The following is a 25,346-nucleotide window of genomic DNA, read 5'->3' on the forward strand; positions in this document are numbered from 1 at the left end:
AGGAGCATGCTGTGAAATTACAGTTTTGTTTTTTGTTTGTTTTTGTAACGCAATCGATCGCACAGGTCCCTATTAAGTTGGACTTCGGAAATAAATCATCCTCCATTATTCCCGTGTATCATGGCGATCAGAATTACGTCTCTGCGAACGACATGGTTGATCTTCTCGATGCGGGATTTTATGAAAATAAGGCCAAGAAAAAAATTGTACTTTCTATTCCCGGTCATCAAATAAAAATCACCGGCAACAACCCGTTCATAGTGGTTGATGAAAAAGATATACTGCAGATGCCGGCAGACTGCCAGTATATCGACGATAAAATTTTTCTTCCAGTGCAGTTTTTTGTTCCAATTCTTAATGCGTATTTGACCACGCCCGTTTTGGTTGACGACCATAAATCCATAATGCCATTAACGGACGCGGGAATTTCAAAAAGCGAAGTTCTTGAAGATACGGAAAAGGGAAAGATTAACCTCACGGCGATCACTTTTGACAAAAAAACTAACGGACTCCTGATTAAATTAAAAACAGAGAAAAATTTTCAAAAAAACGATGTCGAAGTTTGGAGGAACAAAAACTGGCTCTATGTAACTATTTCCGACGGACTGTCTTCAGATGACGTTTCGAGGGATATTAAGTTGTCGGAGCAATTTAAATTGATTAAGAGCGCTTTAATCTTTCAGCACAAGAATTCGGTGCAACTCTCATTTCAACTTAATTACGATATACCTGGACAGGAAATTTTTATTGACGATAAAAGCGGCGATGTTTTTGTCAGTATCCGCGTCAGCAATGCAGCGCATCTCGACGTTGATCCCCTCAAAATTCCGAAACTGAATATTCAAAAAGACCAGTGGAAAATTGATAAAATAGTTTTGGACGCCGGCCATGGCGGCTGGGATAACGGCGCGTCAGGAAAGAACAAGACCCGGGAAAAAGATATGACGCTTGCGATCGTATTAAAGCTGGGTAAATTGATAGAACAACGGCTTGGTCTCAAAGTAGAATACACGAGAGATACCGATACCTACATCACGCTTCATGGCAGAACCAAATTTGCCAATTCCCGTAACGCTAAACTTTTTGTGAGCGTACATTGTAACTCTAACGTTAAACGGAAAGCAAATGGATTTGAAACGTTTTTTCTGTCGCCCAGCCGAACCGATGAGGCCCTTGCTGTGGCCCGAAAGGAAAATGAGGTTATAGAACTAGAAAAAGATAACCACAAGTATGGTGATTTTACGGATGAAAAATTTATTTTAAGCAATATTATGCAAAGCGTTTTTGTAAAGGAAAGCGAGGAATTGGCCGATTACATTCAGAAGGGGTTGGACAAGCAGCTCAGTCTTACAAATCGCGGCGTTTCGCAGGCTCCGTTTTATGTGCTGATGGGCGCTTCGATGCCGTCCGTGCTGGTAGAAACGGCTTTCATTTCTAATTTAAATGAGGAAAAATTTTTGAAATCGGAAGACGGACAAAAGAAATTGGCTGAAGGTATTTATGACGGAATCAAAAATTTCATCCAAGATTACGAGAAATCACAAAAAGAATAAACACGGCTTAATCTCTATTTAGCCTTTCCAATGCCTTAATAATTCCCTGAGCCTTATCTATACATTCCTGATATTCTTCATCAGCTTCTGAATCCCACACGATGGCTCCGCCGGTTTGGAAATATCCCTTTTCGCCTTGCAGGATTAGAGTCCTGATCACTACGGAGAGATCCATAGTTCCATCATATCCGATATAGCCCAAAGCGCCGGAATAAACGCCGCGGTTGAATAATTCCAATTCGTCGATGATTTCCATAGCGCGAATTTTCGGCGCGCCGGTCATTGAACCCGGCGGAAAACAAGCTTTCACAACGTCTATATTGGTACAGTTCTCTTTGAGTTTGCTGTTAATAGTCGAAACCATCTGAAATACGGTTGAGTATTTTTCAATATCGAAAAGGCGGGTTACCTGTACGCTTCCTGTTTCCGACACACGGCCAAGATCGTTTCTCACAAGATCAACGATCATCACATTTTCTGCCCGATCTTTCTCGCTATGTAATAATTCGAAATACATTGCCTCATCTTTGAAAAAGTCGCTGTGTCTCGGACGGGTGCCTTTGATTGGTTTACTTTCGGCTTCACGATCATGAATACGCAGAAAACGTTCCGGTGAGGAACTTATTACCGAAACATTCCCGCATTTAAGAAATGCGGAAAATGGCGAAGGGCTGACGTCAATAAGGTTTTTAAAAATCCGAAATTCGGTCCATTCTTCTTTTTTTCGAAAGATGACATTAAAACGTTGAGCCAGATTCAACTCATACACATCGCCGTCAGCAATGTGCTCTTTCACAACACCGATTTGTTTCATATAATCGGCTTTGGTGACCGTGTGAGTAATGTTGTATTCAACCGCTTCTTTTTTTGGTTGAATGTTATCGTTGTTATTAACGACTTTTTCAAGTCTTTGAATACCTTCGTCCGTTCCAACGAAGTAATATTTATTTTTCAAATGATCAATGACTATGTGCCCGTCGTAAAACATCCAGCATGAATCCGGCAGATTGGGGTTGTCCTCAGCGGTAGAGGACAATTGTTCGATATGGTTTTTCATATCGTATCCCCAGTAGCCTATTGCGCCTCCCTTAAAGAAGGGCATTCCGGCAATATGAGTATTGAACTTATAGTCTATTTTTTGAGCAGTCATTAGACTTACAAAATGCTGAAATGGATTGCCTTCATATTTCTCTATTTTTTCTTTTTTGTTTATGATGATCTTGTTATGCTTCGCCGTGAAAACGATGCTGGGATCGCATGACATGTAAGAAAACCGGGAGTTTTCATTTTGAAAAATCGAACTGTACAGAAAAAAACTGTATTCATGCAAATACAGCTTCGCGAATAAATCCAATAAAGAATTTTTACAATGGAATTCACGTAGATACCAGCTCGTCATAATTACTCTAAAATTTCAATTAATGATTGACGGAAAGTATGCAGAATGTTCTCAGTCAACCCGCCCATCTTACCGTCGCTTATGGTGGTCTTCTCAGCTTGAGTTACCGGCAGTACTTGAATATTGGTGTTGGTCAGAAAAATCTCATTGGCCTGGAGGGCATCGCTTTTGGAGAAAGTCGTTTGAGCAACCGGTAGATTCAATTTTTGTGAAATTATTTCTATGACGCGCGCGCGGGTCGTTCCGGCCAATATCCCTGCTTCCAATGGCGGCGTTAAGAGCATCCCGTTCTTGATAATAAAAATATTGCTTGCGGTTCCCTCATAAACGGTTTCAAATGCATCCATAAGCATCATGTCATAACATTGTTTGTCGAGCGCCTTTTGTTTCGCTAATACATATGACTGCGCGCTCAGGGATTTTGTTTTGCCTGTTTTTTCATGCGAATTAAACAATGAACTGAATTGAAAATCAATCTTGACTCCTTTCTCGTAAAATGAATCCGGAATTATTTTACTCGGGCGAACAACGGTCAGTAAAGTCGGCTTAATGTCTTTTGAATACCCAAAGCCAAATTGATCGCCGCTTCCGCGCGTGACGGTAACGCGCACATAGGCGTCTGATAATTTATTCTTGATGAGCAGGTCATCTATAATATTTCGTATATCAGATAAAGAAGTTGAAAGCTTAATTTCTGAACGTTGACACCCGTCAAGCAGTCGTTCATAATGAGCCTTATATGAAATAACTCTCCGCCCAACCGTCCGCATAGTTTCAAAGATGCCGTCGCCATAGAGAAATCCCCTATCATTGGGAGATAGCGTTATATCGGATTCCGGAACATATTTTCCGTTGTAGTACGCTATATAATAAGATGAGTTCATAATGTAGATACGGTAAAATGTCAGCAAATCTAATCAACGTGCGCCTGACAATCAAACAAAAACAACCCGAAATTTCTTGAATTGAACTTGTTTTTTATATATGTTGCTCGAGGTTTCAAGAAAACGTGAAAGTTCATAGGAGAAAGCAGAGCCATGATCGATACGATATTCGATAAAATTGAAAAAGGCGCTCGTTTAACTTTTGATGACGGCTTAGCGCTATATCAATGCAAGGAACTTCCCATTCTGAGTTATATGGCAAATCATATACGTGAAAAGAAAAAACCTGACAATACCGTTACGTATATTATTGACCGCAATATTAATTATACGAATGTATGTGTCGACAAATGCAGTTTTTGTGCGTTTTACAGGCCGGTGGGCTCAAATGAGGGTTATGTGTTATCTTATGAAGAGATTGACAAGAAAATCGAAGAACTGATCGCGCTCGAAGGTATTCAGATTCTGATGCAGGGCGGATTAAATCCAAAATTAAAAGTAGCGTATTACGAAAATCTTTTCCGTCATCTAAAATCTAAGTTTCCGCAAATTTGGCTTCACTGTTTAAGCGCACCTGAAATAGATTACATAGCCAAAGTGTCTGATTTATCCGTAGAGGAAGCGCTCCGCCGTCTTAAAACTGCCGGATTGGATTCTATTCCCGGCGCAGGAGCCGAAATACTGGTAGATCGGGTTCGTACTGAAGTTTCCCGCGGGAAATGTGATTCAGAACGCTGGCTTGATCTGCATCGGATCGCGCATAAAGTGGGATTGACGACGACTGCCACGATGATGTACGGGCATGTGGAGACGCTCGAAGAGCGAATTGAACACATACTGAAGATCCGCGACTTACAAGATGAGAGCCTTAAGAATTACGGAAGAGGTTTTACGGCGTTCATACCGTGGAATTTTCAACCGGATAACGTCCCGCTCGGTCAAAATCCGAATATTCGCGTCACCACAACGGTCGAGTATCTTCAGACGCTTGCCATCTCGCGAATCATGCTGGATAATATCGACAATTTCCAGGTTTCCTGGGTTACGCAAGGTAAAGACGTCGCTCAGGTTGGACTCAATTACGGCGCTAATGATTTTGGAAGTTTGATGATTGAGGAAAATGTAGTGAGTCAAAACGGTACGACGTTCAACGTAACTGTCAAAGACATCGAAAAAATGATTTCGGATGCGGGCTATAATGCGAAACGTAGAAACAACCATTACGAGATTATAAATTAGAAATTTTGAATTGTGAATTTAGAATTCAAAATTTCTAATTTCATTCTAGTATTCTTTCTTCATTTCAGTTCCTCTATAAAAAAACTGCAGTATCTGTTTGTAAGTATATCCTTGCTTCGCCATCGTTCTCGCGCTGTACTGACACATACCGACCCCATGGCCAAAACCGGCGCCTTTACATTTCACCGACTGGATCGTTCCGTCCGGGTTTCGTATGATATCGAGACGGAACAGGGAACTGTACAGAATGTATTTTTCACCTCGTAAAATTCGACGGGCTTGTTCTCCGCTCACGATAAAACTGTCCTTGGTAAATCCTATTTTAAATTCCTTTACCCGCTGCGATGAATCGCGAGAGATCACGGCCAGATTATACAACCGTTGATTATCAATTTGTGAAACTTCTTCCTGCGGTATCACCACTTTCAGGTTTTCTTTGATCAATTTTTCAATTTCGTCACCTGTCCAATTCAATTCCCATCGGTAGTGCGGCGATTCTTCACACAGATTTTTACCTGCAACCTCGTTGTTTATACTCGCGAGATAGGTTGTTGGCGTCGAACTTTTCCAGACCTCCTGCACATTCGCCGTAACCCCGCCGCAAGTGGAGAAATAAAATGCATTGACCGGTTTCCCGCCCATGACCGCAATTTCACCGACCGTTTCGATCACAGCGCGTGTTGTGATATCACTTTCGCTTGACGCGCCTTCATACACCTGATCATTCACATCGCTTACGTAATCGTATTGTTTGTACTTGCCTTTATATCGAACCGCATAAGTCCGCGCCGCAACGGCCTGAGCTTTGGCGGCTTCTAATTGATCAGGCATGAGATTTCCAATTTCATTTCGCACTACCCCCATGAGGTAGGATTCCAAATCAAGGACATTGATCACATTGATCTTGTCTTCTTCCGGTAACAAAAGAAGATATCCGCGGTAGGAATTTCCACCAACGCTAAAGCGGATGTTCGCGGACTTGGTGTCCATTGAAAACGAAGCGGAAACGCCAATCGATTTCCCCGACGCATCAAAGACTTCTATTTTATCCTTGTTCCTCTTGAGTTCAATCCGTTGTTCCGCCGACACATACCCGACGTCTTGCCCCGAGATATTGTCTTTCACCGCAAATGCTGCATTGGCATATAAAGAAACGTTCGACGTTTTTTGAATTAAGATCTTGACCTGCGGAATCGATGCGTTATCCGGTAAGGAACGGGTCGTCATAGTCGACGAGCAACCTATGGCAGAAAAAGTGACTAGTGCGCAAAGGAGTAAAGTTTGACTTTTCATTAGTACGTTGGTTTCGTTCTGAAAAATATATCGTTGACTGCAACTAATATTACATAATTTTTTGATTAATGGAACAAATTTTTCGTAATAGTGTCAATGAAAGCGCCACGTCTCTTTTGGCTAAAATAAGAAGAGCCGCGTTCGGTAGAATGCGGCTCTTTTTTTAAAAATTAAAATAACGATAAGCTTGCTATCGGTGACGACAAGGATTTACTAAAACTTGAACCCTAGCCGCGTGAAATAGTAAGCGCCGCTGAATCCCATCTGAACGGCATCCCAATTTCCCCCGGTTTCAGTAAGACCCGCGTCATGTTGGTCCGGGTAAATATTGGCAATATTGTTTGCGCCGACGGTGATCATAATATTTTTTGAAACATCATAGCCAAAGGCTATGTTTGTAACAACTTTTGCCCGGTATTTGTCAATATTGCCGTCCCAGTTTTCTAGTTTTACTTCACCAAACCGAATGAATTGTAGGTTTGTTGTAAATGCATTCATTTTGTAATCAAACGTTAAGTTCATCTTACTGTCCGGCGCGGAAGCCAGTAGAAACAACTGTTCACGTCGGCCAAAATAAATGTCTTCCTTTCCTGCCAACTTGTCGGAAGTCTTTATTTTTTTACCCAGCGACATGTCCGTAAAGTTAGCGGCGTACGTGACATTCAGGCGACTGTTGTCCAGATATTTTGTCCAACCTAACACAATGTCCAGACCATTCGTTTTTGTGTCGATGGCATTGGTAAAGAATGATGCTTGAGCGATTCCTGCCGGGAAATACGCACTGATCGTCGTGTCCGAATTATCAAAAGCACCCGTCAACACAATTCGGTCTTTGATTACAACTCGGTACGCATCTACTGTTGCGGTAAAATCCTCATATTTTGCCGTGAAACCAAGGCTCATGTCAATCGCTTTTTCCTGTTTGAGCTTTGGGATACCCAGCGCCTTAGTAATTTCTGCATCATTTCTGGCAATAAGTTTTTCAACCGGTTCACCGCCGACAAAATCAGTAAAAGAAGAATTGAAATATTTTTGTGCAAGCGAAGGTGCTCGGAAACCGCTGCTGACAGATCCTCGCACGGATACGTCCGGCGTTACTTTGTAGCGAGTGGCAATTTTGCCATTAAACGTGTTTCCAAAATCGTTATAGTGCTCAAATCGCGCGGCGGTCCCGATCATGAGTTCCTGAGTGATATCAAATTCCGCATCCGCATACGCACCGATGTTGGTCCTGGACCAATTAAGTACATTAGACGGTTGGAACCCGGGAAACCCTTGTGATCCTGCGGGACGAAGCGTACTGTCCGTTCCGTCGAAATATTTTCCGCCATAGTTTTTCCAGGAACCTTCTTCGCCGGCAAAAATCTGATACTGGTCAACTCGAAAGGCTGCACCAAATGCGATATTCGCGCCTTGCGCTATACTCGGATAGAATTTGCTGAAATTGACTTCGCTCGTATTTTGAATAAGTTGGAATCCTCCGGCGTCAAATTTTGTCGGCGAGGCAGCCAAAAGCGATGCGTTTAGTGTGTGTTTAATCGTATAATCGAACCGGTTAGATCCGATCGTATTGTTCAGATCAACATCCCAACCGCTGAACTTTGTTCGGTAGCCGGCCGATAACGAATAGTCAGTTATGATCGAAGTAATGCGAGGATTAAATCCATTCGGATAAATTTCAGGAATATTTCTATCTTCGTCAGCGCCTCTGGTCCATGCATACGCATCCGTGTACCGATGATTATATCCGGCAAACGCATAAAAACTTGAGTTGGTAGAAATCGGAACGGCAGAATTCACATAGACCGCGAAGTTGTTGGCAGAAGCGTCTCCAAACTTTTCTCTGTATACATCAAAGGCGTCCGGATCGGTTGGACGATTGGTCTTGGCCTTTGAAACATAGTCCAGCGTGAAGTTGGCATAACCGTCTTGCCCAAGTCTTACACCGTAATTCGCGCTTGTGTTAACGGTTCCCCCGTCAAAAGTGTTATCAGGCTTTATGTCGTATTTTGGACCGACAAATAGATGAGAACTCGGGTCCGCATTGCTGAACCCGGTTGTAACCGATCCGGTAAATTCTTCAACTGATGATTTGAGAACAATATTGATGACACCGGCAATCGCATCCGATCCATATTGTGCGCTGGCGCCGTCCCGCAGAATCTCTATGCGTTCGATGGCCGCGGCCGGAATCGCATCAAGGTCTGTCCCTGTGTTTCCGCGTCCACGCGAACCAAATATGTTAATGAGAGAAGACTGATGACGACGTTTACCGTTGATGAGAACCAAAGTCTGATCCGGCCCTAATCCTCTTAAGGTGGCCGGATCAATATGATCTGCACCATCTGCCCCGGATTGTTTATTTGAATTGAAAGAAGGCGCGGTGTATTGCAGCAACTGATTAACACTCACTTGCCCGGAATGCTCAGTCACATCTTTCACCTGAATTACGTCTACCGCTACAGGTGTTTCTGTCACGGTTCGGTTGAAACTGCGCGTACCGACGATTTGGATCGCATTTAGCTCAATCACATTTTCCTTCATCACGACGTCTATTTCAGACTGGCCATTTACTGGTACCTCGAGTTTTGAGTAACCTATGTAAGAAAATACCAGAGTAGCCGTCGGCGATGTAGCTGCAATCTTAAATTCTCCGCGAATGTTCGTCGTCGCCCCGCGATAAGTTCCTTTTTGAACAATATTCACGCCTACGAGCGGCTCGCCAACAGAATCTCTCACTGTTCCTGAGACCGGGTGTTGTGCTAACAGTATCGCCGGCACCAGCAAGAACAGGGCGATGAGTAAAATAGGTTTCATGATAACCTCTCCTCTAACGTTAGGGTTTGTTTAACAGTATTTCCCAAAATACTGTTTGTCTATGTGAATTAGGAATATTCAGCAATTGAACCAAACTTCAAACTATTCTCATATTTTCATGATCAATAAAAATGTCATGGCTTGCGGCGAAGCATTTGACTTATTTTATAATGAACGAGTTGAAAGAAATAGATGTGATAAATAAAAACAGATCTGTTTTATGATATGTGCAACACGATAAGTATTTATTGTTTTACAATCAAGTGCTATTTAGCAATAAATTACTACCTATCATTTTTTTTGATACGAGACGTAAAAAACCCCAACTTCTTTCGAAATTGGGGTTTTTAAAACAAAGTCATCGGGTGACTTACTTTTTCAAGAAGCTACCCTGAAACAATATTCTTAGTAACGGCTTGAACCGCCACGATCACCGAAGGACTTTTTTTCCATTGGTTTAGCCACATTGACCTTCAGATTTCTCTCCATGAGCGAATAGTTGTTGAACATTTCGATGGCTTTTGTTGCCTCTTCTTCGGTGCCCATTTCGACAAAACCGAATCCCTTGGAACGTCCGGACATCTTGTCCATAATGACTTTCGCGGATGTGACCGTACCGGCCTGTGAGAATAAATCGCTTAATGCCTGGTCATCCGTATTATACGAAAGATTACCGACATAGAGTTTGTTTGAATTCATGATACGTTTCCTTCTGATTAGAATATAAGTAAAGAGATAAATTAGATTATATTGTTGGGCTTAAACAGCCCCCTGAACTTCTTCAGAACTTAAAAAAAAAGACCCCAATAAGAACTTATTGGGGCCAAAAATAAATCCCGGCGACGTCCTACTTTTCCATGCAGTTACCCACATAGTATCATTAGCGCTGGCAGGCTTAACTGCTCTGTTCGGAATGGGAAGAGGTGTTACCCTACCGCTAAAGTCACCGGAAATTTGTAATAAAATCTTGACAATTGAGAGTACTGATTTATGAGAATCAACTATGATGTTTTATGAAAATAAAATTAAATCAAGCCGCACGACTTATTAGTATCACTCGACTGAACGCATTGCTGCGCTTACATCTGTGACCTATCAACCACGTAGTCTCCGTGGAGTCTTAAGTGTCTTGCGACAGGGATACCTAATCTCAGGGTGGGTTTCGTACTTAGATGCTTTCAGCACTTATCCCATCCGAACGTAGCTACTCTGCCATGCCTTTGGTAAAACAGCAGATGCACTAGAGGTTCGTCCATTCCGGTCCTCTCGTACTAAGAATAGAACCCTTCAAGTATCCTACGCCCACAGCAGATAGGGGCCGAACTGTCTCACGACGTTCTGAACCCAGTTCACGTACCGCTTTAATTGGCGAACAGCCAAACCCTTGGGACCTTCTCCAGCCCCAGGATGCGATGAACCGACATCGAGGTGCCAAACCGGGTCGTCGATGTGGACTCTTGGACCCGATCAGCCTGTTATCCCTAGCGTACCTTTTATCCTTTGAGCGATGGCCCTTCCATGCAGAACCACCGGATCACTAAGCCCGACTTTCGTCTCTGCTCGGCTTGTATGCCTTACAGTTAAGCTTCCTTGTGCCTTTGCACTCTGCGCACGGTTACCAAGCGTGCTGAGGAAACCTTTGGGAGCCTCCGTTACATTTTAGGAGGCGACCGCCCCAGTCAAACTACCCGCCTAGTACTGTCCTCAGCCTCGATTCAGAAACTTGAGTTAGAATTTCAATATCACAAGGGTGGTATTTCACATTGCGACTCAGCCCAGGCCAGAACCCAGGCTTCAAAGTCTCCCACCTATGCTACGCATGTAATGTCAAAACACAATGCTAGGTTATAGTAAAGGTTCATAGGGTCTTTCCGTCCCGCTGCGGGGAGCCGGCATCTTCACCGGCACTACAATTTCGCCGAGGCGCTTGTTGAGACGCAGGATCACTCGTTACACCATTCGTGCAGGTCGGAACTTACCCGACAAGGAATTTCGCTACCTTAGGACCGTTATAGTTACGGCCGCCGTTTACTGGGGCTTCGGTTCAAAGCTTCGCTTGCGCTAACCTCTCTCCTTAACCTTCCAGCACCGGGCAGGTGTCAGACCCTATACGTCGTCTTTACGACTTTGCAGAGCCCTGTGTTTTTGGTAAACAGTCGGTAATCCCATTTCACTGCGGCCCCTTGCGGGGCACCCCTTATCCCGAAGTTACGGGGTCAATTTGCCTAGTTCCTTAACAAGCGCTATCTCGAGCACCTTTGGATATTCTCCTCGCCCACCTGTGTCGGTTTACGGTACGGATACCTTGCATTCTCGTGTAGAGGTTTTTCTTGGCAGCATGATTAGGACGAATTGGCTTGCCCGAAGGCTCGTTTCTTATTCGTGTTTCACGTTAAAACGACCGTGCGGATTTGCCTACACGATCTAGCTACACACTTAAACCTGGAAACCAATCCAGGCTCGTCTTTCACTTCTGCGTCACCCCTTGACTGATAACGAATACAAAGCAGTTCAGGAATATTAACCTGATTACCATCAGCTACGCCGCTTGGCCTCGCCTTAGGCTCCGACTAACCCCAAGCAGATTAACTTTACTCAGGAAACCTTGGGCTTTCGGTGAAGGAGTTTTTCACTCCTTTTATCGCTACTTATGCCAGCATAATCTCTTCCATGTCCTCCAGCCGGGCTCGCGCCCAACCTTCGACGGTTAATGGAATGCTCCTCTACCACTTACAGATAAATCTGTAAATCCACAGCTTCAGTGAGAGGCTTAGTCCCGTGTATTATCGGCGCGGAACTGCTTGACTAGTGCGCTATTACGCGATCTTTAGATGATGGCTGCTTCTAAGCAAACATCCTAGTTGTCACTGCGGTTCCACATCCTTTATCACTTAGCCTCTACTTTGGGACTTTAGCTGATGATCTGGGTTCTTTCCCTTTTGCCAACGAAGCTTATCCCTCGCCAGCTGCTTCCCGGAGAACAAGTCAACGGTATTCGGAGTTTGAGAGGGTTTGGTACCGTTGTGACAGCCCTAGCCCTATCAGTGCTCTACCCCCGCGACTTTTTATTATCCGAGACTATCCCTAAAGATATTTCGAGGAGAACGAGCTATCTCCCAGTTTGATTAGCCTTTCACCCCTAGCCACAGCTCATCCGAGCAACTTTCAACTTACACCGGTTCGGTCCTCCATAAGGTTTTACCCTTACTTCAACCTGGCCATGGCTAGATCACTAAGGTTTCGCGTCTACCGCACGTTACACCCCTTTCGGGACGCCCTATTCAGACTTGCTTTCGCTACGGCTACGAGGCTTGTTGACCTCTTAACCTTACGCAACGTACGAGTAACTCGCTGGCTCATTATGCAAAAGGCACGCCGTCATCCCGATAAATCGGGACTCCGACAGCTTGTAGGCATACGGTTTCAGGTTCTATTTCACTCCCTTAATAAGGGTTCTTTTCACATTTCCCTCGCGGTACTATCCTCTATCGGTCACAAGAGAGTATTTAGCCTTGGAAGATGGTCCTCCCAGTTTCGCACAGGATTTCACGTGTCCCGCACTACTCAGGATACCCACATGCTGCTTTCGGTTTACGTTACGGGGCTATCACCCACTATGGCGTTGCTTTCCAGACAACTTCACTTACCTACTTACAGATCACTACAAGGGTCCTACAACCCCAAGCCGACAAGTCGGCCTGGTTTGGGCTATTTCCCGTTCGCTCGTCACTACTTGGGAAATCTCTTTTGATTTATATTCCTCCAGGTACTTAGATATTTCAGTTCCCCGGGTTTGCTTCTTCTTGCCTATGAATTCAGCAAGAGATGATACCGTATTACCGGTAACGGGTTGCCCCATTCGGAAATCTTCGGATTAACGGCCGTTAGCGCCTTCCCGAAGCTTATCGCAGCTTGCCGCGTCCTTCATCGCCTTCTTGTGCCAATGCATTCTCCGTATGCCCTTAATAGCTTGAATTTTATTTTAATAAAACATCACACTATTAGCATAATATAAATTATAAAAAATAGCGATTCTCGAAATCAAAGATTGTAGTCTTCAATTTATTAAATCAATAACATCTCAATTGTCAAAGAACTTTGGTTGATATAACTGGTATATCAATGAAAATTTATTATTTCGGGCAAAAGCCCTAATCGTAATCTAATTGTGGAGCTAAACGGGCTCGAACCGTTAACCTCCTGCGTGCAAGGCAGGCGCTCTCCCAAATTGAGCTATAGCCCCGTGTGTTCCGGCAAACCTTTAAGCAGTGGGCTTGGATGGAGTTGAACCATCGACCTCACGCTTATCAGGCGTGCGCTCTAACCACCTGAGCTACAAGCCCTCAACCAAAATTGTAAAAGAACAAAAAAAAATAAAAAAGAGAGTATACATGTTAAAACAAAATGAGAATCAAATCGAGTTATATATGGAATATGTATTGGTGCTAACCGAAGTTAACCCAACACCTATTCTCCAGAAAGGAGGTGATCCAGCCGCACCTTCCGGTACGGCTACCTTGTTACGACTTAGCCCCAGTTACTGGTCTCACCTTTGGAGTCTACTTGCTAGACTACTTTGGGTGCTACCAACTTCCATGGCTTGACGGGCGGTGTGTACAAGGCCCGGGAACGTATTCACCGCTGCGTGCTGATCAGCGATTACTAGCAATTCCAGCTTCATGAAGGCGAGTTGCAGCCTTCAATCCGAACTGAGGCAGGTTTTTAGGGATTTCCTTCACCTTGCGGTTCTGCCCTCTGTACCTGCCATTGTAGCACGTGTGTAGCCCTGGACGTAAGGGCCATGATGACTTGACGTCATCCCCACCTTCCTCCGACTTATCGTCGGCAGTCTCTTTAGAGTGCTCAACTAAATGGTCGCAACTAAAGACAAGGGTTGCGCTCGTTGCGGGACTTAACCCAACATCTCACGACACGAGCTGACGACAGCCATGCAGCACCTATACTAGCGTCCCTTGCGGGAAGTCCACTTTCATGGAATGTCACTAGCATTTCGAGCCCAGGTAAGGTTCTTCGCGTTGCGTCGAATTAAACCACATGCTCCACTGCTTGTGCGGGCCCCCGTCAATTCCTTTGAGTTTCAATCTTGCGATCGTATTCCCCAGGTGGAGGACTTAATGCGTTAGCTGCGGCACCGATAATAAATTACCGATACCTAGTCCTCATCGTTTAGGGCATGGACTACCAGGGTATCTAATCCTGTTTGCTACCCATGCTTTCGTGCCTCAGCGTCAGTTACGAGCTAATGAGCCGCCTTCGCTACTGGTGTTCTTCCAAATCTCTACGCATTTCACCGCTACACTTGGAATTCCACTCATCTCTCTCGCACTCAAGATCGACAGTATCAATGGATAGTCTATAGTTAAGCTATAGGATTTGACCACTGACTTACCGATCCGCCTACGCACCCTTTACACCCAGTAATTCCGGACAACGCTTGCCACCCCTGTATTACCGCGGCTGCTGGCACAGAGTTAGCCGTGGCTTTCTCTGAGGGTACCGTCACTCCCGGCGTAACCGGGATTTCTTCCCCTCTAACAGTAGTTTACATCCCGAAGGATTTCATCCTACACGCGGCGTTGCTGCGTCAGGCTTTCGCCCATTGCGCAATATTCCTCACTGCTGCCTCCCGTAGGAGTCTGGGCCGTATCTCAGTCCCAGTGTGGCTGATCATCCTCTCAGACCAGCTACTGATCGTAGCCTTGGTGGGCTGTTACCCCGCCAACTAGCTAATCAGACGCAACCTCTTCTTGAAACAATAAATTTTTAATGATCTCGACATGCGTCAAAATCACATTATGGGGGGTTAGCTAAAGTTTCCCTCAGTTTTCCTCCATTTCAAGGCAGATTGGTTACGTGTTACTCACCCGTTCGCCACTTTACTCACGATATTGCTACCGCTTTCTCGTTCGACTTGCATGTGTTAGGCACGCCGCCAGCGTTAGTCCTGAGCCAGGATCAAACTCTTCGTTGTCAATATATTATTTTATAAATATACTATAGAAGAGCTGATTGACTCAATTACTCAAATTGAATTAACGATGTATACTCTCATTTTCAAAAAACATTTTGCGATAACCTGTGTTATTCGCATCTATAATCAGACTTACGTCTTGAAATTGCCTTTTTAAAAGACCCTTTTTTCACAAGGGAGTCCAATATATATAAAAACTTATCGCTTTGCAAGTACTATTTTAAGTTTCTTATATATTCTGTTCCTAACAAGTTATCAACACCAAATACACGCTCCTGCAACGGTTCCAAAACGGGTTGCAATGATACAAAAAAAAGTATCCGATGTCAATAGTTAAATGATGATTTATCAAATATTTTATAGGTAAGAATGCGGCGCGGTTCATCAGGCGCTAATCAGTTTCCACAACGTCTTTACCAACTTTTCCAAACCGGTGTGTGCAACTGATGAGATCATGAATATCTGCGTGCCGTCCTTCATCTTTGTTTTCTTCGGCGGCTTGTCGGTGGTATCAAGTTTGGTCAGGATCACTATGCGTTTACGCTTGAGCAGTTCTTTGTTAAACGACTTTAGTTCCTGTTTAAGCGTTGCATATTCCTTTTCATAATCTTCACTTTGCACGTCGATCAGGAACGCCAGAACTTTCGTTCGTTCGATGTGTTTCAGAAATTGGATTCCGAGCCCTTTGCCTTCGTGCGCGCCTTCGATCAATCCGGGAATATCCGCCATGACAAGGCTTTTAAAGTCAGCAACTTTCACAATCCCCAGATTCGGCGTCAGCGTCGTAAACGGATAATTGGCTATTTTCGGCTTTGCCGCGCTGATGGATGCAAGAAGTGTAGACTTGCCGGCGTTGGGAAAGCCGACCAGTCCGACATCTGCGAGAACTTTCAGTTCAAGCCCAATACGATTTTCGCCGCCCGCTTGACCCGGCTCCGCGTGACGCGGCGTGCGGTTGGTCGGCGTTCGGAACCTCCAATTTCCTCTACCGCCCTTACCTCCCTTTTCAGCAACGAATCTTTGCCCTTTTTCGACGAGATCACAGAGAACTTTTCCCGTTTTCAAATCTCTGACTATGGTTCCCACGGGCACAAGAATAATAATGTCGTCTGCGTCTTTACCGGTTTGGTTTGAACCCTGCCCTTTTCCCCCGTTGTCGGCACGAAAAATTCTGTGGTGAACTATATCCTGCAAGGTATGCAGATTTTCATCTGCCTGAATGACCACATTTCCTCCGCGTCCGCCGTCGCCGCCGTCCGGGCCGCCTTTGGGAATATATTTTTCCCTGCGAAACGAAATACATCCGTCGCCGCCTTTGCCCGCGCGGATGTGAATTTCTGCATAATCTATGAACATGAATGGAACAATCTGTGATTTGAATAAATTAGGATATTTAACTGCAGAGTTTGTAAAGGGTTTTTAGAACTTAACCTTCACACGGTTTTTTTGTACTCTGGTATGTTGGTTTCAATTTACTTAACATATAACCTCGCAGATTACGCTGATTTACGCAGAATAGCCTATCGTTAATTCGCAATATCTGTGGTACCTTAAAAAAACAAATTTTCTAAAGAATCCAACTCTTAGCGTCTTTGCGCCCTTTGCGGTTAGAGTGTTTTTCATCGTTTGCTGAGTCCGGGAACCGTGAGCGTAGGATCAAAATGACGACGGCATCGCGCTTCGTATACGCCGGATGCGCCGACCAAAACGCGTTCTTCGTTTTGAACAAGCCGCTGGGTATAATTCGCCGGCGCGCCGCAGATGACACAGATTGCCATCGACTTGGTGATGTATTCCGCTATCGCGAGCAATTCCGGCATCGGTTCAAACGGTTTTCCAAGATAATCTTTATCGAGGCCAGCCACGATCACACGTTTTCCCATGTCGGCCAGCCGGTTGCACACGGCAACAATCGTTGAGTCAAAGAACTGCGCTTCATCTATTCCGATCACCTCTGTACGTGGATCGACTTTTTCTAAAATTTCATCCGCTTTTTCAACGGTCTCGGACTTCATGCGCAAATCACTGTGCGACACGATGTGGTCCTCGCTGTAACGTTTATCTATCAGCGGTTTAAAAACCTGAACGCGTTGGCGGGCAATTTCAGCGCGGCGCATGCGGCGAATAAGTTCCTCCGACTTCCCGCTGAACATGCTTCCGACAATCACTTCGATGCAGCCGCCGTTCATTGACACAAAACTCATAACCTCTCCTGTTTCTGGATTATTCTAAGGGGTTGCAATCTAATATATTTTTCTACGTTCTGCAAATTTAATTTCTTTGAATTCCGGTAATTTTAGACGTATTTTTTGTCTGTGAAACAGAACACAATCCAAAGAGAAGCTTTTATCTCGGGCAAAGGAATACACGCAGGGAAAGCTGCATCAGTGAAGTTCCTTTCGGCGGAACCGAACAGCGGAATCTATTTCATCCGCACCGACCTCAAAAACTCACTGCCGATCCCGGCGCTTTGGAACAACGTCTGCAATACGGAACGAGCGACCACCCTAGGCATTGGAGAAATCAAAGTTCGGACGGTCGAACATCTTTTGTCTGCGATTTTTGGATTGGGAATCACAAATTTGAGAATTGAAGTGGACAATGAAGAAATTCCAATTCTGGATGGAAGCAGTAAAATCTATTATGATCTGCTTGAATCGTCCGGCGTGCTGGAACAATCAGAAGATGCAAAATGCCATGTCATTGAAAAGGAGATCGTTTTTACTGGCCCTAAGAACCATTCTGTGATCCGGATGACGCCCGGCGACGAACTTAAGTTCACGTATCATTTGAATTACGCTGAGACATTCGAACAAAATTTAACGTATCAATTCTCAAAGAAAACGTATCATGCGCAAATCGCTCCGGCAAGAACGTTCTCTCTGCTCAGCGAACTGGAGTATTTATTCGACAATGGTTTGATATGCGGAATCAGGGACGCTGAAGGTTTCGCCGTAGTCGATGACTTTTCAAAGATAGATGAATTTACAAAAAAATTTGATATAAATGCAGATTCTTTTACTCATTCTGAGGGCAAAGTTACAATTCTCTCAAAAGAAAAGCTGCGGTTTGCAGATGAAATGGTGCGCCATAAAATACTCGACATTATCGGCGATGTTGCTTTAAGCGGATGTTATGTGCTAGGTCATGTTGAAGCGTTTGGAACGGGTCATTCGGAAAATATCGGATTACTGAAATCTGTTTTCGGTTGAATTTGAAATTCTTGAGTTGATATTTTAACTTCATTTGTTGAGAGGCACAGTAGTCATATGGATCAAACTGCAGTTCTTGTAGATGCGATACGAACCCCGATGGCTAAATACGGCGGGGCTCTTTCAACCGTTCGCCCGGACGACATGGTTGCGGAACTATTAAAAAGCATCATGGAACGTAACCCAAAAGTGGATGTCAATACCATTGCCGATATTATTATCGGCTGCGCTAACCAGGCGGGCGAAGATTCGCGTAACGTTGCACGCATGGCGGCGATCATCGCAGGCTTGCCTTTTGAGATCCCGGGACAAACGGTGAACCGGCTCTGCGGTTCAAGCATGCAGGCGATCATTACGGCGGTAACAACTATTCAAAGCGGCTGGGGAGATGTTTTTCTTGCCGGCGGAGTAGAGAGCATGTCGCGCGGGCCGTATGTCATGCCGAAGCCCGATAAGGCGTTTCCGTTTGGCTCATTACCCACCTACGACACATCCCTCGGATGGCGATTCCCTAATCCAAAGATCGAGGCGCGTGTTCGCCCGCTCAATATGGGCGAGACGGCGGAGGAGATTTATGCAAAGTACAAGATTCCGCGTGAGGAACAAGACCGCTATGCTGTTCAGAGTCATCGACGTGCGATCGCCGCATGGAAAAACGGCGTTTTTTCGGACTACGTCATACCGGTTCCGATCCAAACTAAAGGCGGTGTAACTATGGTCGACCGCGATGAGGGGCCGCGCGCCGATTCTTCTTTGGAAAGCTTAAGCAAACTCCGGCCTGCATTTAGAAAAGACGGAACGGTGACCGCAGGCAACAGTTGTCCCATGAGTGACGGCGCATCGATGACGCTGTTGATGAGTGAAAACAAAGCGCATGAGCTGGGTTACACATCCTGGTTTCGCCTTCGAAGCGCGGCCGTGTCCGGTTTACATCCGGATATCATGGGACTGGGGCCGGTCGAAGCGACACGAAAAGCGCTTGCGCTGTCAAATTTATCATTGAAAGACCTTGGCCTGATTGAAATCAATGAAGCTTTTGCAGTTCAGGCTTTAGCGTGCATTCGTGAACTGGAATTTGATGAGACACGAGTAAATGTGAATGGAGGCGCGATCGCACTCGGTCATCCACTAGGCTGCTCGGGCGCGCGGATCGTGGGAACGCTGGCACACGAAATGCGAAAAAGGGACATCCGGTTTGGCCTTGCCGCCATGTGCATCGGCGTCGGGCAAGGTATCGCAACGGTATGGGAGAAGGTAGGGAAGTAGTTAACACTGTCGCAGGACATTTGTTCATAAATTGAAATTGATTCATTGCTCCTCATCTCAGGATCACATTATGACGGATTCCTCCTGCGATTCTCGTCGGTCCCAATAACCTGAAGGACTGAATAATGAAAACATTCTATTATATCTTGCTTCTAATGGCCTTTAGCTCTTGTGCCCCTTCCAATGATAGGTCATCGCAATCTGAACCGGCCGCGAAACCAAAGACTATAACCGAAACATCACTAATTGTTTTGGGCACATTGCAAGATGGCGGTTCTCCTCATATTGCCTGCAAAAAAGATTGCTGCAGAGACTTATTTGAAAACCCGGATAAAAACAGAAAAGTGGTGTCGCTCGGTTTAGTTGACCCGAAAAATAACGCAAAGTACCTGTTCGAGGCAACTCCGGACATGCCGGAACAGATGAAAAAATTAAAAGCGTTTTGTTCTGCAGATTCCATAGAAACTCCTAACGGTATTTTTTTAACGCATGCGCATATTGGACATTACACCGGATTGATGTATTTGGGAAAGGAAGCGATGAATGCGCAAAAGGCAAACGTATTCGCAATGCCGGTTATGAAAAGATTTTTGGAAAAGAATGGCCCATGGAACCAATTGGTCTCAAATCAAAATATTTCAATTCAGGAACTATCCGACAAAAACCCGATAATTTTGTCTTCTGATTTAAAAGTAATTCCATTCAAAGTTCCTCATCGAGACGAATATTCAGAAACTGTCGGATATACCATTAGTGGACCAAACAAGAAAGTTTTGTTTATACCCGATATCGACAAATGGGAAAAATGGGATAGAAATATAATAGCAGAAATCTCTGAAGTAGACTACGCATTTATTGATGCCACATTTTACGATGGAGATGAGTTAAATAATCGTCCTATTTCGGAAATACCGCATCCATTTATAATTGAAAGTATGGCGTTATTTGCGAATCTGTCATCAAAGGAAAAAAGTAAAATATATTTTATCCATTTAAACCACACCAATCCGGCTTTAAATCCCGAAAGCGCTCAGACAAAGCACATTTTGGAAAATGGTTTTAATATTGCCAGAATTTATGATGTATTTAAATTATAGAGGAAGAAGCGGGACACGGCGGATGAACGGTCACGTTAGTATGGACAAGAGATTTTAGTTTGTTTAATTATTATTAGAATCGTGGACACTTCACAATTATGGGAAATCGCATGACTCGAATTAATATTTTTTTTGTGGCGTTCAGTATGCTGTATCCTGTAGTTAGTCAGGCCACACAATTGAAAGCCGCTGAAAAAATGGACACAGCCATTTTCCAGGATTCTATAGTAACTTCTGCCGCTGACTATGTTGATATAATTAAGAAGATCGCATGGGAAATTGAGCTGCTGAAAGATCAATATCCACAGTTGAGAGATTTTGAATCTTCCGTATATGTTGATGCTAACAATCTATCCATCAGCTATGGCTACAAGACACATAGAGCGGTTCATCAGAGCGGGTGGACTTCCGGCGTTCCAAATCCCGATGATGATGGGATTTGGTTGTACATAGACTTCCATTCACCGAAATCGACGAAACAGATTCATACTCAACCGAAAATGCCGGCATTGTGTATTGGAGAGATGCAAGTTTCATTTCTGATACTCGAAGGCGATGCAACTCCTTCAATTGCTCCGTTAGTTCGAGATATTCTAAAAAATAATGGGATCATTAAATGTTAGTTTCTTACCCACCTAACGGTCTACCGCGCATAACTTGGAGCGCAAATGGTCTCATTTCAACCGACATGCTCACAACCTTAAACCATAAGGAAAAATGATCATGAAACAGAAAATTGAAAAAATATTTCCAAATAAAATCGGCGTTCCGGCAAATGTAACTCCGCCGCTGCCCATGGATCAGACCGAGTATCTGATCAATGGCGAATTACTGAAATGGAAAGGCCCTTTTGAAAAAGTTCATTCTCCGGTTTTTGTGGAAGACAAGGGTTTACTTGATAATTTGATCGGCTCGTATCCTCTGTTAGACGAAGCATCGGCGCTAAAAGCCCTGAAGGCCGCGACGGAAGCTTATGATAACGGGCAGGGCGAGTGGCCATTGATGACTATTGCAAAAAGAATTGCATGCTTCAAGAAATTCATTCGTCTCATGAAAGAGCAGCGTGATACGATCGTCAAACTGCTCATGTGGGAGATCGGGAAGAACTTAAAGGACTCAGAGAAAGAATTTGACAGGACGGTGGACTATATAAGCGATACGATCGAAGCATTGAAGGACATGGACAGAGACGCGTCGCGCTTTGTCATCAAACAAGGTATTATTGCTCAGATCCGAAGGGCGCCATTGGGCGTTGTCTTATGTATGGGGCCGTTCAATTATCCTTTGAATGAAACATTCACCACTTTGATCCCCGCCTTGATCATGGGTAATACGATTATCTTCAAGCCGCCCAAACTTGGCGTCTTGCTGCATGCGCCTCTGCTCAAGGCTTTCCAAGAAGCGTTTCCGAAAGGTGTGGTGAATACGGTATATGGTGAAGGTCAAAAAGTGATCGCGCCGCTCATGGCTTCCGGAAAAATAAATGTACTGGCCTTCATCGGTTCCTGCAAAGTCGCAGACATTCTCAAGAAACAGCACCCGCAGCCGCATAAATTAAGGTCCGTCCTTGGGCTGGAGGCAAAAAATCCCGCTATCATATTGGAAGATGCCGATCTGAACATTACTGTTCAAGAATGTATCGCCGGTTCCTTATCGTTTAACGGACAGCGATGCACGGCGTTGAAAATTATTTTTGTACATGAAAAGATCAAGGATGCGTTCATTGATAAATTTGTATCCGAAGTGGAAAGGCTCAATATCGGAATGCCGTGGGAAGAAAATGTTTTCATCACACCTCTGCCGGAACCGAATAAATCGGAGCATTTGGCAGAGTTGGTCCATGACGCCGTGACGAAAGGAGCTAAGGTTTGTAATCCTTCGGGCGGGCTGAAAAACCGATCGTTCTTTTTTCCGGCGGTACTCTCAGAAGTGAATGAGCAGACGCGAATTTACCATGAGGAACAATTTGGCCCGATCGTGCCGATTGTCACTTTCAAGGAAATTCAAAAACCTTTGGATTATGTGATTCACTCCAACTACGGCCAACAGGCGAGCATCTTCGGAAAGGATTCAAATAAGATCGCCGCGCTGCTCGACACGCTCGTTCATCAGGTTTGCCGACTTAATATCAACTCCCAATGCCAACGCGGCCCCGACGTTTTTCCGTTCACAGGAAGAAAAGATTCGGCGGAAGGAACTTTATCCGTGAGCGATGCGCTGAGAGTTTTTTCGATTCGCACGCTCGTTGCTTTAAAAGAAAATGATCTTAATAAAGAGATCGTCACGGATATTCTTAAAAACCAGCATTCGAATTTTTTGTCGACGGATTTTATATTGTAGTAGTTTTTGAACTTTACGATTCATGTTTGAGGAGTGCATTTCTATTTTATAGATTGAACTTGGGCAACTAATCTCATACAAAAGTTGTAAAAAAAACGGTCGGAGGAATTCCAGATGAATCATCCAAAATCAATTAAACTTTTCTTAATGGACGGTGAACCTAATGGCAGATGGGCGTGTGAGCTTTCCAACTGGACTGGTAAAGCATACAAGATTCCAAGAATAAGAGTAAGAGATTCTTCTGACAGGGAAGATTTGAACAATACAGGCGTATACTTGTTATTCGGTAAAGATGATAATGACGATGAAATGGTTTATATCGGTGAAGCTGAGTCTATTCTTAAGAGACTCAATCAACAAATAAACCAACAAGACTTTTGGACCGAGGCGGTTGTGTTCATCAGCAAAGATGATAATTTAAACAAGGCTCACGTAAAATATATTGAAAATCGTCTCTTTGAGATTGCTAGCAATGCCAAGAGATACAAAATCGAAAATAGCGTTACACCAACTCAATCTACGATTTCAGAATCCGATAGAGCCGAAATGGAAGAGTTTATCGAAAATATGAAACTGATGGTAAATACTCTTGGACACAAAGTCTTTGAACAAAAAGTAGCACAAAGATCAATAGGCAAGTCTGTCTTTAAAATCAAGGCTGCAAGAGGGGCGGACGCTAAAGGCCAACCGACTTCTGAGGGTTTTGTTGTCTTCAAGGGATCTAAAGTTGCAAATTCAATTGTTGAATCGATGACTAAGTCATTTGTCTCAATGCGGGAGAGATTGATCGAAAAGGGTGTGATTGTAAAAAATGGCGATGCGTACGAAATTCAAGAGGACTACATATTTACCAGTCCATCTACTGCTGCAGTCATGGTTCTTGGTAGAAATGCAAATGGTCTAACGGAATGGAAACTGGATGATGGAAGAACACTGAAGGAGTATGAATCGACAAGTAGCCAAACATAATTAAACGACCGCTCGCGTTGCGGACCTAAAATTGTAGCCTTCTGTAAACCCTCAATTACACATCCACGATCCTTTCAAAAGAAAAATTCTTTTTCTCTTGATTTTCGAACGAGCGTTCGATAATTTATTCAAGATATTCAAGACAATAAGGTCTTAAATTCTTATATAATCTTATGACAAAAATACAATCGTGGAAAATGGAAGCCGTTGGGAAACCCATGCGGCAATTTGATAGTGACGCGCCTGCTTTGCAGGTAGATGAAGTACTGGTTCGCGTAGCCGGATGCGGCGTGTGCCATACCGATCTGGGATTCTTTTTTGACGGTGTGAATACGATGAAGCCTCTGCCTTTGACGCTCGGACACGAGATCAGCGGTGTAGTGGAAGAAGCCGGATCCGCTGCAAGTTCATGGCTCGGCAAAGCCGTTCTCATTCCTGCCGTCATGCCGTGCGGAACTTGCGATCTTTGCAAAAAGGGACAAGTTCGTATCTGCCGCAATCAGAAAATGCCGGGAAATCACATTGACGGCGGATTTGCAAGTCACGTGGTCGTACCGTCAAAATACCTGTGCGTCGTGGATGTTGCAGATCAAAAAGCGCTGTTCGGAAAATCCGGAGCGACGTTGGCGCAACTTTCTGTGATCGCCGATGCAGTCACAACACCTTTACAGGCAATCAAGAACGCCGGGCTCGTTTCCGGCAATGTCGCGATTTTCATCGGGGCCGGCGGAGTCGGAGGTTATGGTATTCAAATCGCCGCATCCTTGGGTGCACATGTGGTCGTGCTCGATGTTGATGACAAAAAACTTGAAACATATTCTAATTTCGGTGCATCGCTCACTATCAACCCTAAAACATCCGACGCCAAGGCCGTTCGTAAATCCATACAGTCTTGGGTGAAAGAAAAAGCGTATAATCCCTTTGAGTGGAAGATATTTGAAACGTCCGGCACGGCCAAGGGACAGGAATTGGCATTCAGCCTGCTCACCTTCGGCTCCAGATTATGCGTGGTCGGATTTACATTAGACAACGTGACTGTCCGCCTGAGCAATCTCATGGCGTTCGACGCACAGGCCATCGGCAACTGGGGATGCGACGTATCTTACTATCCGGAGGCGTTGGATTGGATTCGCAGCGGACAGATCCAGTTGATCCCATTTGTTAAAACCTTTCCGATGAGTGAAATTAATGCTGTCTTTGACCGCTCACACCGAAAAGAAATTGATCAGCGTCCAGTGCTCATACCTGATTTCTAGTCGGTATTTTAGCTGACACAATCGAAACA

16 protein-coding genes, 2 tRNA genes and 3 rRNA genes are annotated in these 25,346 nt (G+C 44.4%); 9 read left to right on the forward strand and 12 right to left on the reverse strand.

Features of this window, described 5'->3' with window-relative positions:
* The first annotated feature begins 11 nt into the window (after positions 1-11).
* Positions 12-1,553, forward strand: coding sequence for a hypothetical protein (locus F9K33_03410; protein ID KAB2880819.1), 1,542 nt, complete (start codon positions 12-14; stop codon positions 1,551-1,553).
* 7 nt (positions 1,554-1,560) lie between these two features.
* On the opposite strand, the gene pabB is transcribed toward F9K33_03410, so the two are convergent.
* Both pabB and F9K33_03420 read right to left on the reverse strand, forming a co-directional pair.
* Positions 1,561-2,952 carry an aminodeoxychorismate synthase component I gene (gene pabB, locus F9K33_03415; protein ID KAB2880820.1) on the reverse strand — a complete coding sequence of 464 codons (1,392 nt, stop codon included), beginning with the start codon at positions 2,950-2,952 and terminating at the stop codon, positions 1,561-1,563.
* A 2-nt stretch (positions 2,953-2,954) separates the two neighbouring features.
* Positions 2,955-3,836 (reverse strand): hypothetical protein, encoded by an 882-nt coding sequence (locus F9K33_03420; protein ID KAB2880821.1) that lies wholly within the window; start codon positions 3,834-3,836, stop codon positions 2,955-2,957.
* Positions 3,837-3,989: 153 nt separating this feature from the next.
* Here F9K33_03420 and mqnC point away from each other — a divergent pair, with 153 nt between their 5' ends.
* Positions 3,990-5,075, forward strand: a complete 1,086-nt coding sequence (mqnC, locus tag F9K33_03425) for a dehypoxanthine futalosine cyclase (GenBank protein KAB2880822.1) — start codon at positions 3,990-3,992, stop codon at positions 5,073-5,075.
* A gap of 45 nt (positions 5,076-5,120) precedes the next feature.
* On the opposite strand, the gene F9K33_03430 is transcribed toward mqnC, so the two are convergent.
* From F9K33_03430 to F9K33_03475, 10 genes are all read right to left on the reverse strand, one after another.
* Positions 5,121-6,368 carry a SpoIID/LytB domain-containing protein gene (locus tag F9K33_03430; protein KAB2880823.1) on the reverse strand — a complete coding sequence of 416 codons (1,248 nt, stop codon included), beginning with the start codon at positions 6,366-6,368 and terminating at the stop codon, positions 5,121-5,123.
* Between the two features lie 213 nt (positions 6,369-6,581).
* Positions 6,582-9,185 (reverse strand): TonB-dependent receptor, encoded by a 2,604-nt coding sequence (locus F9K33_03435; protein KAB2880824.1) that lies wholly within the window; start codon positions 9,183-9,185, stop codon positions 6,582-6,584.
* A gap of 405 nt (positions 9,186-9,590) precedes the next feature.
* On the reverse strand, positions 9,591-9,884 hold the full coding sequence (locus tag F9K33_03440; GenBank protein KAB2880825.1) for an RNA-binding protein: 294 nt from the start codon (positions 9,882-9,884) through the stop codon (positions 9,591-9,593).
* Positions 9,885-10,019: 135 nt separating this feature from the next.
* Positions 10,020-10,136, reverse strand: a 5S ribosomal RNA gene (rrf, locus tag F9K33_03445).
* Between the two features lie 65 nt (positions 10,137-10,201).
* Positions 10,202-13,159, reverse strand: a 23S ribosomal RNA gene (locus F9K33_03450).
* 195 nt (positions 13,160-13,354) lie between these two features.
* Positions 13,355-13,428 (reverse strand) — tRNA-Ala (locus tag F9K33_03455).
* A gap of 26 nt (positions 13,429-13,454) precedes the next feature.
* Positions 13,455-13,528: transfer RNA gene (locus F9K33_03460), tRNA-Ile, on the reverse strand.
* Positions 13,529-13,661: 133 nt separating this feature from the next.
* Positions 13,662-15,176: ribosomal RNA gene (locus F9K33_03465) — 16S ribosomal RNA — on the reverse strand.
* The 16S, 23S and 5S rRNA genes sit together here with 2 tRNA genes alongside, the layout of an rRNA operon.
* A gap of 385 nt (positions 15,177-15,561) precedes the next feature.
* Positions 15,562-16,533: a GTPase ObgE gene (obgE, locus tag F9K33_03470; GenBank protein ID KAB2880826.1), complete on the reverse strand. Its 972-nt coding sequence runs from the start codon at positions 16,531-16,533 to the stop codon at positions 15,562-15,564.
* Between the two features lie 263 nt (positions 16,534-16,796).
* Positions 16,797-17,381 carry a thymidine kinase gene (locus F9K33_03475; protein ID KAB2880827.1) on the reverse strand — a complete coding sequence of 195 codons (585 nt, stop codon included), beginning with the start codon at positions 17,379-17,381 and terminating at the stop codon, positions 16,797-16,799.
* 105 nt (positions 17,382-17,486) lie between these two features.
* Here F9K33_03475 and F9K33_03480 point away from each other — a divergent pair, with 105 nt between their 5' ends.
* The 7 genes from F9K33_03480 (at position 17,487) to had (ending at position 25,317) form a co-directional block, all read left to right on the forward strand.
* On the forward strand, positions 17,487-18,389 hold the full coding sequence (locus tag F9K33_03480) for a UDP-3-O-acyl-N-acetylglucosamine deacetylase (protein ID KAB2880828.1): 903 nt from the start codon (positions 17,487-17,489) through the stop codon (positions 18,387-18,389).
* Positions 18,390-18,446: 57 nt separating this feature from the next.
* A complete protein-coding gene (locus F9K33_03485; GenBank protein ID KAB2880829.1) occupies positions 18,447-19,655 on the forward strand; it encodes a thiolase family protein in 1,209 nt (402 codons plus the stop codon).
* Positions 19,656-19,780: 125 nt separating this feature from the next.
* Positions 19,781-20,752 carry an MBL fold metallo-hydrolase gene (locus F9K33_03490; GenBank protein ID KAB2880830.1) on the forward strand — a complete coding sequence of 324 codons (972 nt, stop codon included), beginning with the start codon at positions 19,781-19,783 and terminating at the stop codon, positions 20,750-20,752.
* A gap of 110 nt (positions 20,753-20,862) precedes the next feature.
* Positions 20,863-21,375, forward strand: a complete 513-nt coding sequence (locus F9K33_03495) for a hypothetical protein (GenBank protein KAB2880831.1) — start codon at positions 20,863-20,865, stop codon at positions 21,373-21,375.
* Between the two features lie 94 nt (positions 21,376-21,469).
* Positions 21,470-23,092 (forward strand): NADP-dependent glyceraldehyde-3-phosphate dehydrogenase, encoded by a 1,623-nt coding sequence (locus tag F9K33_03500; protein KAB2880832.1) that lies wholly within the window; start codon positions 21,470-21,472, stop codon positions 23,090-23,092.
* A 114-nt stretch (positions 23,093-23,206) separates the two neighbouring features.
* Entirely contained in the window at positions 23,207-24,061 is an 855-nt protein-coding gene (locus F9K33_03505) for a GIY-YIG nuclease family protein (protein ID KAB2880833.1), read from the forward strand.
* Positions 24,062-24,234: 173 nt separating this feature from the next.
* The gene (had, locus tag F9K33_03510; GenBank protein ID KAB2880834.1) at positions 24,235-25,317 is read left to right on the forward strand and encodes a 6-hydroxycyclohex-1-ene-1-carbonyl-CoA dehydrogenase; all 1,083 of its coding nucleotides are present in this window, start codon (positions 24,235-24,237) and stop codon (positions 25,315-25,317) included.
* The last annotated feature ends 29 nt before the right edge of the window (positions 25,318-25,346 follow it).

The organism is bacterium, from assembly GCA_008933615.1.
Taxonomy (GTDB): Bacteria; CLD3; CLD3; order SB21; family SB21; genus SB21.

Coding starts and splice junctions, on each gene's coding strand:
- F9K33_03485 (KAB2880829.1), top strand. CDS start 18,447: ATGGATCAAACTGCAGTTCTTGTAGATGCGATACGAACCCCGATGGCT.
- F9K33_03500 (KAB2880832.1), top strand. CDS start 21,470: ATGATCATGAAACAGAAAATTGAAAAAATATTTCCAAATAAAATCGGC.
- F9K33_03420 (KAB2880821.1), bottom strand. CDS start 3,836: ATGAACTCATCTTATTATATAGCGTACTACAACGGAAAATATGTTCCG.
- F9K33_03435 (KAB2880824.1), bottom strand. CDS start 9,185: ATGAAACCTATTTTACTCATCGCCCTGTTCTTGCTGGTGCCGGCGATA.
- obgE (KAB2880826.1), bottom strand. CDS start 16,533: ATGTTCATAGATTATGCAGAAATTCACATCCGCGCGGGCAAAGGCGGC.
- mqnC (KAB2880822.1), top strand. CDS start 3,990: ATGATCGATACGATATTCGATAAAATTGAAAAAGGCGCTCGTTTAACT.
- F9K33_03490 (KAB2880830.1), top strand. CDS start 19,781: ATGAAAACATTCTATTATATCTTGCTTCTAATGGCCTTTAGCTCTTGT.
- F9K33_03440 (KAB2880825.1), bottom strand. CDS start 9,884: ATGAATTCAAACAAACTCTATGTCGGTAATCTTTCGTATAATACGGAT.
- F9K33_03475 (KAB2880827.1), bottom strand. CDS start 17,381: ATGAGTTTTGTGTCAATGAACGGCGGCTGCATCGAAGTGATTGTCGGA.
- F9K33_03495 (KAB2880831.1), top strand. CDS start 20,863: ATGACTCGAATTAATATTTTTTTTGTGGCGTTCAGTATGCTGTATCCT.
- pabB (KAB2880820.1), bottom strand. CDS start 2,952: ATGACGAGCTGGTATCTACGTGAATTCCATTGTAAAAATTCTTTATTG.
- F9K33_03430 (KAB2880823.1), bottom strand. CDS start 6,368: ATGAAAAGTCAAACTTTACTCCTTTGCGCACTAGTCACTTTTTCTGCC.
- F9K33_03505 (KAB2880833.1), top strand. CDS start 23,207: ATGAATCATCCAAAATCAATTAAACTTTTCTTAATGGACGGTGAACCT.
- had (KAB2880834.1), top strand. CDS start 24,235: ATGACAAAAATACAATCGTGGAAAATGGAAGCCGTTGGGAAACCCATG.